Raw genomic sequence first — 14,489 nt, 5'->3', positions numbered from 1 at the left:
CGACCCGAGGAGGATCCCATGGACGCCGACGTCATCATCGTGGGGGCGGGCCTGGCCGGCCTGGTCGCCGCGTACGAGCTCACCTCGCGCGGCCGCACGGTCGCGCTCGTCGACCAGGAGAACGCCGCGAACCTGGGCGGGCAGGCGTTCTGGTCGCTCGGCGGCCTCTTCCTGGTCGACACGCCCGAGCAGCGCCGCCTGCGCGTCATGGACTCGTTCGACCTGGCCTGGAGCGACTGGCAGAACAGCGCCGGCTTCGACCGCCTGGACGACGAGGACGCTTGGGCCGTGCGCTGGGCCCGCGCCTACGTCGAGTTCGCGGCCGGTGAAAAGCGTTCCTGGCTCGCGGGCCATGGCATCTCGTTCACGCCCATCGTGGGCTGGGCCGAACGGGGCGGCCTGCGCGCGGACGGTCACGGCAACTCGGTGCCGCGTTTCCACATCTCGTGGGGCACGGGCACCGGCGTGGTGGCTCCGTTCGCCGCCGCCGCCCATGAGGCGGCGGACGCGGGGCGCCTGACGTTCCACCACCGCCACCGGGTGGACGGGCTCATCGTCGACAACGGCACCGTCACCGGCGTGCGCGGCACCGTCCTCGCGCCCGACGACGCCCCTCGCGGAGCCCCCTCCAACCGCGACGCGATCGGCGAGTTCACGCTGTCCGCGCAGGCCGTGATCATCACTTCGGGCGGCATCGGCGGGGACCATGACGTCGTCCGCCGTTACTGGCCCCGGCGCCTGGGCACCCCGCCGGCGAACATGGTCACCGGCGTTCCCGCATATGTTGACGGCCGGATGCTCGACATCAGCGCCGAGGCGGGCGTACGCCTGGTCAACCGCGACCGGATGTGGCACTACACCGAGGGCCTGCGCAACTGGGACCCGGTCTGGCCCGGCCACGGCATCCGCATCATCCCGGGCCCGTCCTCGATGTGGTTCGACGCCCTGGGGCGGCGGCTCCCCGACCCGTGCCTGCCCGGCTACGACACCCTCGCCACCCTGAAGTACCTGCGCACCACCCCCGACATCGCCGAGTACGACCACTCCTGGTTCGTTCTCACCCAGCGGATCATCGAGAAGGAGTTCGCCCTCTCCGGCTCCGAGCAGAACCCCGACCTCACCAGCGGCGACCGCAAGGCCGTCCTTCGCGAGCGCCTCACCAAAGGCGCGCCCGGCCCGGTCGAGGCGTTCCAGCGTCACGGCGCGGACTTCGTCGTCGCCGACAACCTCGACGAGCTCGTCGGCAAGATGAACGCCCTCAACGGCGACCCCCTGCTCGACGCCGCGTCGCTGCGCCGCCAGATCCAGGCCCGTGACTCGCAGGTCGTCAACCCGTTCAGCAAGGACTCCCAGATCCAGGGCATCCGCAACGCGCGCCGCTATCTGGGCGACCGCCTGAGCCGCGCCGTCGCCCCGCACCGCCTCCTGGACCCGGCCGCCGGTCCGCTGATCGGCGTCAAGCTCCACGTCCTGACCCGCAAGACCCTCGGCGGCATCCAGACCGACCTGGACTCCCGTGCCCTCGGCCTCGACGGCCGGCCGGTCGAGGGCCTCTACGCCGCCGGGGAGGTCGCGGGCTTCGGCGGTGGCGGGGTCCACGGCTACAACGCGCTCGAAGGCACGTTCCTGGGCGGCTGCCTGTTCTCCGGAAGGGCCGCCGGACGAGCCGCCGCCCAGCAGGTCGGCTAGGTTGAGCCCCGTCATGATGAGCCCCGTCATGATGAGAGCGCACGGACGGTTCGTTCACATCGGCCTGGGAACGTGACGGCATGACCATGGGTTTCCGCTCGATCGTGGCGTACGCGCCGGAGCACCTGAGCACGCTGGGCCTCGGCATGGCCGTCAAGGTCTTCTCCGGTCGCTCGCAGCTGGGCGTCTCGTGCTTCGACTTCACGGTGGCGACGGACGAGCCCGGGCCCGTGCACACCGACCTCGGCCTGGTCCAGCAGGTGGAGCACGGCCTCGACCGGCTCGCGACGGCCGATCTGATCCTGCTCCTGCCCGGCGAGGACTTCCCCGTCCCAACGCCCGCCGCGACGGCGGCCCTGCGGGCGGCGCACGCGCGCGGCGCGATCATCGCCGGCCACGGCGGCGGCTCCTACCTGCTGGCCGGCACCGGACTGCTCGACGGGCTGCGCGCCACCACCCACTGGAGCCTGGCCGCGGCGCTGGCCGCCCGTTTCCCGGCGGTCAGGACGGTCTCCGACGCCCTGTACGTGGACGAGGGGCGGCTCGTGACGGGCGCCGGCGCGGCCGCCGGTCTGGACCTGCTCCTGCACCTGCTGCGGCGCGAGCACGGCTCCTCGCTGGCCAACATGGTCGCCCGCGATGTCGTGGCCTCTCCCCACCGCGTCGGCGACCAGCCCCAGTACGTCCGCTCCCCCGTCCCCGCCCACGACCCCGAGCGCATCCAGGCCGTGCTCACCTGGGCCCGGGAGAACCTGCGGCATCCCCTCTCCGTGGACGACCTCGCGGCCCGGGCGCTGATGAGCCCGCGCACCTTCGCCCGGCGCTTCAAGACCGCGACCGGCACCACCCCGCACGCCTGGCTCCTCAACCAGCGCCTGGACCACGTCGAGGAACTCCTGGAGACCACCGACCTGAGCATCCAGGAGATCGCCCGGCGGGCGGGCTACAGCAACGCCACCGTCCTGCGCGAGCAGTTCGTCAAGCGGCGCGGCATGCCGCCGCGTGCCTACCGCAGCGCCTACGGCCGCTCGTGCACGGCACCCGCGCGGGCGGCGAACGATCCCGCGGGGCTCGGCTCCGGCGGGGCCTAGCGGTCGATCCACTCGGCGCGGACGGTCAGGTCGTCGAGGAGCTCCGGGACGGGCGTGACGCCGATGCCGGGATCGGTGGGCACGGTCAGGTGCCCGTCCGCGTAGTCGAGCGGCTCGGTGACGTCGGCGGCGAAGTAGCGGTCGGCGGCGCAGGTGTCGGCGGGGAGGGTGAATCCGGGGAGCGCGCCGAGCGCGAGGTTGGCCGCGCGGCCGATGCCGCTTTCGAGCATGTCGCCGCACCACACCGCGATGCCGTGCGCCTGGCAGAGGTCGTGGACGCGGCGGGCTTCGAGGTGGCCGCCGACCCGGCCGGGCTTGACGTTGACGATGGACGCCGCGCCGAGGGAGATGGCGGCCGCGGCGTCGGCGGCCGACTCGATCGACTCGTCCAGGCAGATCGGCGTCGTGAGGCGGCGGGCCAGGGCGGCGTGCCGGACGAGGTCTCCGGCGGCCAGCGGCTGCTCGATCAGCAGCAGCCCGAACGCGTCGAGCCGGGCCAGGTGCGGGGTGTCGGCCGGCGTGTACGCGCCGTTGGCGTCGACCTGAAGCGGCAGTTCGCCGCCGAAGTGCTCGCGGACGGCGCGGACGGGTTCGAGATCCCAGCCCGGCTCGATCTTGAGTTTGATCCGTGTGTACCCCTCGGCGACGAAGCCCTCGACCACGTCCAGGAGCTCGGGCACCGAACCGTGGATGCCGACCGAGACACCGCAGCGCACACGCTCGCGGACCGCGCCGAGGTAGTGCCCGAGCGATTCACCGGCCGCGCGCAGCCCCGCGTCCAGCACCGCCATCTCCAGCGCGGCCTTGGCCATCGGGTGTCCTCTGAACGGCGCCAGGGCCGGGCCCACCTCGTGCGCCTCCACGTTCTCCGGCAGTGCCGGCACCAGGAACCTGCGCAGCACGTCGGCCGCGCCGTCCACGTACTCGGCGCTGTAGCGGGGGTCGGGCAGGGCCGCACATTCGCCCCAGCCCTCCGCGTCCGGCGTCACGACCCTGACCAGGAGAACGTCGCGCGAGCGCAACTCCGTGACCGAGGCCCGGAACGGGGTCTTCAACGGCAACGCGACCGTGCGGAGCTCGACCTTCTCGATCTTCATGGCGTACCCGCCCCATATCATTGACTGAGTCAAACAATATGGGGCGGGTGCCGTGGCGGCAACGCCCGCTACCGGGTGAACGCCTGGAACTCCGCGGCGCGGACCAGCCCGGCGAGCGGGCTGCCCGCCGTGCAGTCGGTGGTCGAGCGCGGGTCGGCGTCCTGCTCACCGGCGAAGCCCGGGTTGCCGGTGCACTGGCTCGACACCACGCGCAGCCGCAGGTGCGTCGCGGTGGTGTCGCGCAGGTCGAACGAGCGGAGGATGAGCTCCGGCGCTCGCGGACGCGGGCGCCGGGCCGGGAACGCGTCGGCCGGGCTCGTGTAGACACGGGTGAACGAGCCGTCCTGCGAGCAGTCGGCCTTCGCCTTGTCACACGCCAGGACCTCGAACCGCTGGAGGGCGGTGAAGCGGTTCTGCGCCCCTCCGGTCGGCGTGTGCTCCGGGTCGCCCGGCTGCGCCGGACGCAGCATCGCGCTCACCTGCACGCGCCCGATCCGCACGGCCGAGTCCCCGGCCAGGTCGACGGTCACCTGCCGGCCCGCCACGGGCGCGGTCAGCGACTGCCAGTTGGTGGCCTCGGTCTCGTCGACGAGCCTGGCGTGGTCGACGCCGTCGCCGGCCGCCGTCGCGCCGTTGGCCGCCGCGGCCTGGTTGCGCGTCATCGCGACCGGCAGGTTCGTGGTCGACCGGCCGATCGAGGCGTTGAAGCGCTTGTGCCCGAACCCGGCGCCCACCGCGACGAATCCGTAGCGCCCCGGGATGATCTTGAACATGTCGCCCAGCGGCGTCGCCGGGTCGGTGTCGGCCACCGGCGTCGCCCGGCCCTCGTAGTCGCCGACGTACAGCCGGACCGCGGCGCCCTTCGCGTCGCCGGACGGCCGCAGCCTCACCGTCGCGTTGCGCGCCCGCGGCGAGGCGAAGCTCGCGACCGGGTCGGCGTCGGCCGGCCCGTTGCTGGCCGCGCCCTCACCGAGACCGTGCTGGGCGAACGCGTTCCAGATCAGCGTGTGATTGGCGCCGCCGAAACGGATGGTGTCCGCGGCCAGCAGCGCGTCACGGTGGTCGACGTAGTCCACCGCGCCGCTCGCCATCAGCAGCAGCGCGTCGAACGACAGCTGCACCCAGCGCCGTCCGCCCGGGCACTGGCCGACCGGGATCCGCCCGTCCGCGCAGGCACGGTTGCGGGCCTTGCTCCCCTTGCCGTACCGGTCGACGAACGCCTGGCGCACGTCGAACTGCGTGGCCGTCCAGATCTCGCCGTCGGCGTGCACCTGCTGCCCGACCAGGTCGTAGCCGAGGTCGCTGTAGTTGAGGGGACTGCGGCTCATGTCGTAGTTGCGGATGCCCGCCCGCCGGTCGCCGGTCACGTACGCGCCGGTGACGTAGGGGGTGTCGCCGGGCGGCCGGAAACCGTATTCGTTGAGGTACTCCATCGCGAACAGGTCGGAGGTGCTCTCGTTCATCGCGCCGGCCTGCGGCCCGCTCCAGCCGGCGTCCGGCCCGGCGACCATCCGCCCGGAGATGGCGTGCGTGTACTCGTGGCCGATCACGCTCATGTCGTAGTCGCCGTCCACGCAGGGCGCGTAGAAGGCGCCCGCGAAGGGCTGCCACATGTACATGTTGGTGATCGGCGCGACGCCGTCGGGCGGGGTGATCTGGTTGGCGTTGTTGCGGACGCTGGCGACCCGCGCGCCCGCCTGGGCGTTGCCCTGTTCGGGGTCGCCCGGCCGGCCGCCCCGGTCACCGTTGTCGGACTGCATGTTCCACGCGGTCTCGGTGAAGCCGAGCCGGTACGACCAGTCGTGCATGCGGTTGTGCATCGCGAACAGGTTGGACATCGCCGCTTCGAGGTCGGCTTCCCGCGGGCTGTCGAGCGTCGCCGGGTCGCACTTCTCGCGCCGCCACTGGTCGGTCCACGGGTAGGAGTAGCGCCGGTCCGCCTTGGGCGCGTTGGTGCGGGTGCCGACGGTGAACGGGTCGCCGCTGGCGCGGTTCTCGTACGTGCGCGCCGCGTTGCCCAGGCTCGTGTGGGTGGGCGCGCCGGTGGCATGGTCGATGTCCCACGCCTTGCCGGTCGCCGGGTCGCCGCCGACCACGAAGTCGCAGCCGCGGGCGGGGCGGAAGCACCACGTGTCGCGTGTGTCCCTGGAGGAGTTGCCGGGCGCCGCCGGGAACACGTCCCAGCGTGGATCGTCGGCGTGGTCGACGAGGTTCTCCCGGATCAGGACCTGCCCGGTCCTGGCGTCCACGTAGGAGTTGACCGCGGCGGGCTCGCCGCCCGAACCGCCCGCGTCGATGAGCGTGACCTGGTACGCGCTGCGGACGCCCGCCGGGGTCGGCACCGCCACCAGCCGTGCCCGCTTCGTCTCCGCGGCGGCGACCGTCATGGCGGCGTCGCGGGCAGCGGACTCGACGGCCTGGTCCTGGACGAGCGTCGCGGGCGCGGGTGCCGCCGCGTCGCGGGCGAGGGTCGACGAGACCGAGACGACCTTGCCGTCCGCGACGCCGACCGCGACCTGCCCGTCGTAACCGGCCGGGAGGTCACCGAAACGCTGGCGCAGCAGGACGGCCGCGCCCTTGCCGATCGGGTTGACCGCCACGCGTTCCAGCGCCGCCACGCTCTGCTCGGACAGCCCGAACAGGTCGCGGTGTTCGGCGAGATAGGCGCGGGCGGCGCGTTCGGCGTCGTTCGGGAGGCCGGCCGCCAGCGGCGCGCCCGCCCGGGTGACCGTCGCCGGGGTGCCGAGCCGGTTCCAGCGCACGACGGCGCCCTCGGTCGCTCCCCGCTGCGCCGCTGTCGGGCCGATCCGGCCGGAGCGGGTGTCCTTGTCGGGCTTCATCGTGTGTTCGGCCTGGATGTCAGGGGGCTTCGGCTGGGCGGCACGGGACTCGCCCCGTGCGGTCCCGACCGCGGTGGCCGATAGCAGGAGCCCCGTGGTCGCCAGCGCGACCCCGTGAATCCACCTCGTCGTGGGCACTTGGAACCTCCAGCGAAACGGGCCGGTGGGCCCGGTCTCGGACTCGGTCGCGTGGTCTCGCGACGTCGTTGAGGCAAGCACCTGGGAAGGTGGGTGGCTATAGAGATAGATGACCAGAAATGGCCGGAAAGAGAGGATTGCGGTATCTCCGCGTGGCCTACCGCAGCCTGGCGGCGCTGACGAGGCCCAGCACGACGCCGACGGCGAGCACCGGCAGGCCGCGGAGCCAGACCTCTCCCTCGATCCGCGTGAGCAGCATCAGGCACGAGAGGATGGCGAGCACGGGCACCACGGCGGGCGTGCGGAAGTGGTCGGCCTCCTCGCCCTCCCGGCTCCGCAGCCGCAGCACCGCCGCGTTCACCGCGATGAACACCACCAGCAGCAGCAACACGAGCGTCGCCGCGAGGGTGGCCACGTCGCCGGTCAGCGCCAGCGACATCGACAGGACCGTCGTGACCACGATCGCCACCCACGGCGTGCGCCGTCCGGGCAGGACGCGCGCCAGCACGCCCGGCAGCAGCCCGTCGCGGGCCATCCCGTACGCGAGGCGCGAGGACATGATGCCCGTCAGCAGGGCGCCGTTCGCCACGGCGACCAGGGCGATGACGCTGAACACCGACTCGGGCACCCCGCCGGCGATCTTGACGACGTCCAGCAGCGAACCGTCCGGCCCGGCCAGCCGCTCGGTCGGCACGGTCGCGCTGGCCGCGGCGCCCACGAGGGCGTATCCGACGCCCGCGCAGATGAGCGCGCCGAACAGCGCGCGCGGATAGGTACGCCGCGGATCCCTGGTCTCCTCGGCCAGGTTGACCGAGGTCTCGAAGCCGACGAAGGAGTAGTAGGCCAGCACCGTCCCGGCCAGGATCCCGGCGAGCGGCCCGTGCTCGGCCGTGCCGACCTGGACGAGCCGTCCCACGTCGCCGTCCCCCCGCAGCACCACCCAGGCGCCGAGCACGACGACGATGACCAGGCCGCTCACCTCGACCAGCGTCGCCACGGCGTTGGCGCGCAGCGACTCGCGGATGCCGCGGATGTTGAGCAGCGCCAGTGCCGCCAGGAAGAGCACGGCGGCGAGCGCCACGGGCACGGTCACGAACTCCGCCAGGTACTGGCCGCCGAAGGCCCGGGCCAGTGCCCCGACCGACACGATGCCCGCGGCCAGCATGCAGAAGCCGATCACGAAGCCCACGAACGGCCCGAACGCGAGATTGGTGTAGTGGGCCGCTCCACCGGCACGGGGATACTTCGTCGCCAGCTCCGCGTACGAGGCGGCGGTGAGAAGCGCCAGGCACAGCGCGACCACCAGCGGGATCCACACGGCTCCGCCCACCTCGGCCGCCATCTGCCCGGCCAGCACGTAGACCCCCGCGCCCAGCACGTCCCCGAGGATGAACAGGAACAGCAGCGGAGTGGTCAGCGTCCTGCGCAGAGAAGTCGTCACGCGCGGATCATTGCCCTGACGTCGCGTTTCATGCGCGGTCGTGTGATCTGCGCCGGGCCGTCACACCGTGGTCCGCGAGGGCTCGCGTCCAGGGCTTGACAAGGACGCGCGACAAACTTACAACTTTGCTTAGAAGTTCCTTCCAACTCGGAGAGGAACAGGCCGAGGTCCTCAGAGTCTCTTCCGGAGGTGTTGCACGATGTTGCTGACGTCGATCGATCCCTTCGTCCAGGAGTTCGAGCGGCAGTTCGACCGGATCGCCCGGCAGGCGTTCGGTCAGGCCGGGAGCCACGGCAACGGCGCGGTCATGCCGATGGACGGACTGCGCCGCGACGACGACGTGGTGCTGCGGTTCGACCTGCCCGGCATCGACCCCGGCTCGATCGAGGTCACCGTGGACCGCGGCGTGCTGAGCGTGTCGGCCCGGCGCGAGGAGGAGTACGGCGACAACGAGCGGCTCTTCGTCCGCGAACGCACGATGGGCACCTTCACCCGGCGCGTCTACCTGTCGGAGCACCTCGACGCCGAGGCGATCGAGGCCGCCTACGACAACGGGGTCCTGGCGGTGCGCATCCCCGTCCTGGAGAAGGCCCGCGCGCGCAAGGTCGAGATCAAGCACGGCGAGAAGAAGGCGATCAAGGCCTGACGGGACGGTCAGGCGCCTGCCGAACGGTCCGGGCCGGCGGGCGGGGCGACCGGAGTCGTCCGCCCGCCGGTCTCGGCTTTCCGGACGTTCACGGCCGTTGACGATGCCGAAGGGAGACCCGATGCCGGGACCGGCACCGCTCGACGACGAGCACGCGCCGATGTTCACCGTCGGCCAGGTCGCCGACATGCTGGACGTGCGCCAGGCGTTCCTCCGCAGGATCGACGACCACCGGGTCGTCTCGCCGCGCCGTTCCGCCGGGGGCCAGCGCCGCTACAGCCGCCATGAGATCCGGCAGGTCCAGCAGGTCGTGACCATGATGGACGAGGGCATGACGCTGACCGCGATCCGCCGGATCATCGAGCTGGAGCACGAGCTGGCGCGGCTCACCCGTGAACGCGACGAGCTGCGGCGCCGCCTGGAAGGCACCTGAAGACAAAAAGACGATCGTGTCTATGTATGCTGGCGCTGTCCGAGCCCCCTTCCCGAGGACGCGCATACATGACCGCCCCTTTGCAGCCCAGCGACCCCAGACAGCTCGGCGGATACTGGCTCGCGGCCAGACTGGGCGCGGGTGGCCAGGGAGTCGTCTACGAGGGTTACGACGCCGAGGGCAACCGTGTGGCGGTCAAGGCACTCTACGCCGACGCCGTCTCGGCCGACTTCCGCAACGGGCTGCGCAAGGAGGTCGCGATGCTCCAGCGCGTCGCGTCGTTCTGCACGGCACGGATCATCGCGGCCGATCTCGACAACCCGCCCCCGTACATCGTCAGCGAGTACGTGCCCGGGCCTGATCTGCAGAGCTGGGTCGACCGCAACGGCGCCTACGGCCCGGACGAGCTCTACCGGCTCGCCATCGGCATCGCGACCGCGCTGTCGTCCATCCACCAGGCGGGCGTGATCCATCGCGATCTCAAGCCCGCGAACGTGCTGCTCGGCCCGGACGGGCCGCGCGTCATCGACTTCGGCATCGCCAAGTCCGAGGAGATGACCCGCAGCGCGACCGGCCAGCTCAAGGGCACGCCCCGCTGGATGGCGCCCGAGATCTTCAAGGGCCGGCCCGCCACACCCGCCGTCGACGTGTGGGCCTGGGCGGCGATCGTGCTGTTCGCGGCCACCGGGCGGCCACCGTTCGACGGCGACAGCCTGCCGACCCTGATGCACCAGGTCCTCAACGACACGCCGGAGACCGACGTCCTCACCGGGCCGCTCCGGACGCTGGTCGAGTCGGCCCTCGACCGCGACCCCGCCAAGCGCCCGACCCCGCACCAGATCCTCACCGGCCTGATCGGCGGCGGGGCGCGCGACCCGCTCGAAGCGGGCACGCGGGCCGCCTCCGAGAGCTCCCGGCCGTCGATGGCGCTGCCGCCCTCCCTCGCCGAGCTCGCCGAGCGGGTGTACGGCGGCCTCGACCCGCACGCCCAGGAGGCCGTGCCCCGCATCCTGCTCCGCATGGTGGCCGCCCGCCCGGACGCCCAGGGCGCGCTCGTCAACGTCAACGTCGGCGAGTTCGCCGACGGCGACACCGACGAGCGGACCGTGCACCGCGTGCTCGACGGCTTCGGCAAGGCCGGCCTGCTGCACGGCGGCGGACCGGTCGTGGCCATCAGCACTCCCGCGCTGCTGCGCGCCTGGCCGAGGATGCGCGACTGGGTGGACTCCGAACGCGAGGGGCTGGGCACGCACCACGCCCTCGCCGCCGCCGCCCGGGTCTGGGACGGCAATGGCCGCAAGCAGGCCGACCTCTATCAGGGCTCGTTCCTCGACGAGGCCGTCGCGTGGGCCTCCACCGGCCGCCGGCAGCTCACCCTCAACCTCACCGAACGCGCCTTCCTCGACGCCTCGGTCAATCAGACGCGCAGCCGCGCGCGGCGCAGGACCGTCGTCACCGCCGCGCTGGCGGTGCTGCTGGTCATCGCCACCGGCTCCGGCGGCGCCGCCGTGGTCCAGAGCCAGGATCTCCGGAAGACCAACACGATCGTCGCCCAGCAACGCGACACGGCCGTCGGCAAGCAGCTCGCGGCGCAGGCCGTTCAGCTCCGCCGGACCGATCCCGTGCTCGCCCGCAGGCTCGCCGTCGCCGCCGGGGCCCTCGCCGGCGACACGCTCGACGCGCAGCACGCGCTCCTCACCCTGTCGTCGCAGTGGGAGCAGGACATCTACCGCCCGGACGCCGTCAAGGACACCACGTGGGAGGTCAACAGCCCTGCCACGGGCGGCCCGTACATCTGGTGGAAGCAGAACACCCTCATCGTCGCCGACCCCGGCGCCCGGCAGGTGCGGCGGACCCTCACCGTCCCCGGCAGCCCGATCGCCGGCATCGAGCAGAGCCTCGACGGCAAGCGCCTGCTGACCCTGCAGAAGGACGGGACGATGCTGATCTGGGACACCACGACGGGTGCGAGCACCCGGCCGGCGTACCGGTACGTCAACGGATCCGAGGTCTGGTTCAGCCCCACGGGCTCGCGGTTCTTCGTGCGGCACAAGGGCCAGACCCACGTGGTGGACGCCACCGGGAAGATCGTGTTCACGTCCAAGCAGCCCTACCACGTCTGGGATCCGGCCATGTCCCCGGACGAGCGGTACCTGCTCGCGGGGCGCACGAAGAGCAAGTCCCGCGACAAGCTGGACTGGTGGGACCTGCAGACCTCCAAGCGGCTGCCCGTCCCCGTGCCGAACTTCTCCTACGTCGAGGAGTTGAGGGCGCTCGTCTTCAGCCCCGACGGACGGTTCGTGGCCGCCGAGCACATGGGCGAGGTTCTGATCATCGACGCCAAGACGCGCGAGCTGCGGACGACCCTGGCGGTGCCGAAGGACTTCGCCCTGGAAACCGACATGGTCTTCAGCCCGGACGGCGAGCACTTCGCCTACCAGATGGCGCTGTGGAGCACGGAGCCCGGTTCGTCCAAGCCGTTCCTGCACTACCAGGCCGACGACAACTGCCGCTCCACCCGGTTCAGCGCCGACGGCACGAGCCTGCGCTGCGTCGACTCCCAGGACCGCGTCCGGTCGATCGACGTCGGCGCGTTCGTCCGCCCCTCCAGGGTCGCGCGCGAGAACTCCAGTGACGCGGCCATCAGCGGCGACGGGTCCACCCTGGCCGTCGCCGAGCGGGACGCAGGCAACGTGCAGCTCTGGGACACCGGCGCCAGGGCCCGGCGCGAAACGCTTCCCATCCCGTACAAGCGCGGGTACCAGGGCGACCAGCTGTCCCTGTCGCGGGACGGCCGGCTGCTCGCCCACGGCCGGAGCGACGGTGCGGTCGACATCTGGGACGTCCGCTCGCGCACCAAACGGACCACCGTGAATCCCGGTCCTGTTCCGCTGGGAGGACGGCCCCTGCCGTCCTTCTCGCCGGACGGCAAGGCGCTGGCCACCCACACTCCCAAAAATACGTTCCTGCAGTTCTGGGACGCCTCCACCGGGCGGCTCCTCGGCGAGGCACGCCCCAAGCAGAAGGTCTTCTCGGCCGACGGCTCCGCCGCGAAGATCGCCTGGAGCGCCGACGGCAAGTCGGTCATCTCCACCAACGACCTGGGCGTCGTCGAGTTCCCGTCGGGCAAGCAGCTCGTGCCGCCCAATCCCCTGGTCTCCACAGTTCAGGCACTCAGCCCCCAGGGCACGCTGGCGACGGTCCAGGACAGGGTCGACCGGCGTTCGATCAGCTTCTGGGACGCCAAGACCCTCCAGCAGAAGGGCAACCCCGTCCCGACCCCCGACAGCAAGTCGCCGATCGCCGCCATCTCCCCCGACGGCCGCCTGCTCGCCACCACCGACAAGAAGGGGAACATCGACCTCTGGGACGTGCGCAACCAGCGCCGCATCGGGCTCGCCCTCACCGGCCACACCAGGGTCGGCGTCTCCATCGACATCGAGATCCACGCCCTGGCCTTCAGCGCCGACGGCACCCGGGTCCACAGCGTGAGCGGCGAGGACGGCAGGCTCGTCACCCACATCGTCGCGCCCCGGCTCCTCAAGGACACCCTCTGCCGGGAGACCGGCCCGCTGTCCGCGCGCGAATGGGCGGCCCACGTTCCCGATCTCGCGTACCGCAAGACCTGCTGACGAGGGCACGACGCCCGAACCGGCGCGATCGGGACATCAGGGAGTAGTAGGTTGCGGCTGTGGCGAACGATCGATCACGCGAGGGCGGCGACCTGTGGACCCAGGCCGCGATCGCCGGCGCCGTCGGCGGGGTCGCGGGAGCGGCGCTGACGGGACATCGCGGACCGCGGGCCGCACTGGCCGGCGCGGTCGCCGGGGCGCTCGGGCTGGGCGCGGCGGAGGCCGTCGCCCGGGCCCGGCAACGTCCGGGCGAGATTCCCGCGCTGTGGCAGCGCATCGCGATGAGCGGCGCCCTGAGCGCGCCGCTCGGCTGGGCGGCCGGACGCCTCGGGGCGGGGCCGCTGCCGGTGGGGACCGCGGCGGGCGCGATCGCGGGCGCACTGGGCGTCCGGCCGCAGAAGGTAGCGCTAGGCCCGCTGGTCGGCGCAACCGTAGGCGGCGCCTGCGCCAAGTGGCATCACGGCGCTGGGGCGGCGGAGCACGGCAGCGGCGGAACGACCGCGCGCCGTGACGTCGGAACGAGCATGCGCCGTGGCGTTGGAACGAGCATGCGCCGTGGCGTTGGAACGACTGGACGTCGCGGCGCTGGGGCGGCGGGCGCCGCCGGGGCGGCGGCGGCTGTCACTGCGGTGGTCTCGTTCCGTGTGCTTTCGGCGTTGCTCTTTCGTGACGCGCAGGTCAGCCTGGTGGCCGAACGGGTGAAGGACCTGCCGTTCGTCGTTCCTCTGGAGGCACGCTCGCGGTACGTGGGCACGTCCTACATCCGGGAGCTGGCCAAGGTGATGGGCGGCGCCTACACGCCGGACACCCCGGACGTCGGCATCGTCGCCTCGCTCGACGAGCTGGCCGGGCCCGAGTTCGATCCGGCCGGGGTCGATCCGCTGGTACGGGAGTTCTACGAGCACACGTCGCGGTTCACGCTGGACATCGTGCCGGAGTGGCGGCTGTGGGTGCGGCCCGGTTACCTGCTCTACCGCACGTTCCTCGCGCGCCCGCTCGGCCAGGCCAACGTGCCCATGAACCAGCGCGACGTCCAGCGCGGGATGCGCAGCCGCATCGACACGATCGTCCCCGACCAGAGCGACGTGGTGACCGTCCGCGGCTGGATCCGTTCCTTCGCCGACACGGACGAGCCCATCTACGTGGGCGTCTACACGACCTACCGGCATGACGGCCGGGGGTATGTCAGCGTCGGTTTCCCGTTGCCGCAGGCGAGCTTCACCGCCACGCTGCTGCCGCGGGCCCGGCCGGGCGGCGGTCTGGTCCTCACGAGCGAGAGCGACCTCGACCAGCCCGGTCACTATCTGACCTACATCGACGCCGAGACGCGGGAGCTCTCGACGCTGGCGGTGCACGGTTTCACCGAACGCCTCGACGTCCACGTGCGGGACGGCGAGCTCCGGGCCGAGCACGCCTTCTCGGTCTTCGGCATCCCGTTCCTGGTGCTCCACTACCGCATGATCCGCAAGCCCGGCTGGTAGC

9 protein-coding genes are annotated in these 14,489 nt (G+C 72.1%); 6 read left to right on the top strand and 3 right to left on the bottom strand.

Annotated elements, in window-relative coordinates; translation table 11 throughout:
• Nucleotides 1-18: 18 nt before the first annotated feature.
• Nucleotides 19-1,689 (top strand): FAD-binding dehydrogenase, encoded by a 1,671-nt coding sequence (locus tag ABD333_RS26855; protein WP_344545258.1) that lies wholly within the window; start codon nucleotides 19-21, stop codon nucleotides 1,687-1,689.
• Nucleotides 1,690-1,769: 80 nt separating this feature from the next.
• Nucleotides 1,770-2,780: a GlxA family transcriptional regulator gene (locus ABD333_RS26850; protein ID WP_344545257.1), complete on the top strand. Its 1,011-nt coding sequence runs from the start codon at nucleotides 1,770-1,772 to the stop codon at nucleotides 2,778-2,780.
• Here ABD333_RS26850 and menC read toward each other — a convergent pair.
• The 3 genes from menC to ABD333_RS26835 form a co-directional block, all read right to left on the bottom strand.
• The gene (gene menC, locus ABD333_RS26845) at nucleotides 2,777-3,877 is read right to left on the bottom strand and encodes an o-succinylbenzoate synthase (RefSeq protein WP_344545256.1); all 1,101 of its coding nucleotides are present in this window, start codon (nucleotides 3,875-3,877) and stop codon (nucleotides 2,777-2,779) included. The genes ABD333_RS26850 and menC overlap by 4 nt on opposite strands.
• A gap of 68 nt (nucleotides 3,878-3,945) precedes the next feature.
• Nucleotides 3,946-6,855 (bottom strand): M36 family metallopeptidase, encoded by a 2,910-nt coding sequence (locus ABD333_RS26840; protein ID WP_344545255.1) that lies wholly within the window; start codon nucleotides 6,853-6,855, stop codon nucleotides 3,946-3,948.
• 157 nt (nucleotides 6,856-7,012) lie between these two features.
• Nucleotides 7,013-8,296, bottom strand: coding sequence for an APC family permease (locus tag ABD333_RS26835; RefSeq protein WP_344545254.1), 1,284 nt, complete (start codon nucleotides 8,294-8,296; stop codon nucleotides 7,013-7,015).
• A 199-nt stretch (nucleotides 8,297-8,495) separates the two neighbouring features.
• Here ABD333_RS26835 and ABD333_RS26830 point away from each other — a divergent pair, with 199 nt between their 5' ends.
• The 4 genes from ABD333_RS26830 (at nucleotide 8,496) to ABD333_RS26815 (ending at nucleotide 14,488) form a co-directional block, all read left to right on the top strand.
• Nucleotides 8,496-8,942: an Hsp20/alpha crystallin family protein gene (locus ABD333_RS26830; RefSeq protein WP_344545253.1), complete on the top strand. Its 447-nt coding sequence runs from the start codon at nucleotides 8,496-8,498 to the stop codon at nucleotides 8,940-8,942.
• A 121-nt stretch (nucleotides 8,943-9,063) separates the two neighbouring features.
• On the top strand, nucleotides 9,064-9,375 hold the full coding sequence (locus ABD333_RS26825) for a MerR family transcriptional regulator (protein WP_344545252.1): 312 nt from the start codon (nucleotides 9,064-9,066) through the stop codon (nucleotides 9,373-9,375).
• 68 nt (nucleotides 9,376-9,443) lie between these two features.
• Complete coding sequence (locus tag ABD333_RS26820; RefSeq protein WP_344545251.1) at nucleotides 9,444-13,007, top strand: protein kinase domain-containing protein; 3,564 nt, start codon at nucleotides 9,444-9,446, stop codon at nucleotides 13,005-13,007.
• A 59-nt stretch (nucleotides 13,008-13,066) separates the two neighbouring features.
• Nucleotides 13,067-14,488, top strand: a complete 1,422-nt coding sequence (locus tag ABD333_RS26815) for a hypothetical protein (RefSeq protein ID WP_344545250.1) — start codon at nucleotides 13,067-13,069, stop codon at nucleotides 14,486-14,488.
• The last annotated feature ends 1 nt before the right edge of the window (nucleotide 14,489 follow it).

Origin of the sequence: Actinomadura fulvescens (assembly GCF_039533225.1) — a bacterium.
In the GTDB taxonomy this organism is placed as follows: domain Bacteria; phylum Actinomycetota; class Actinomycetes; order Streptosporangiales; family Streptosporangiaceae; genus Spirillospora; species Spirillospora fulvescens.
Note: the sequence above shows the minus strand (reverse complement) of the source record. Positions and strands in the feature narration are given on the sequence as shown.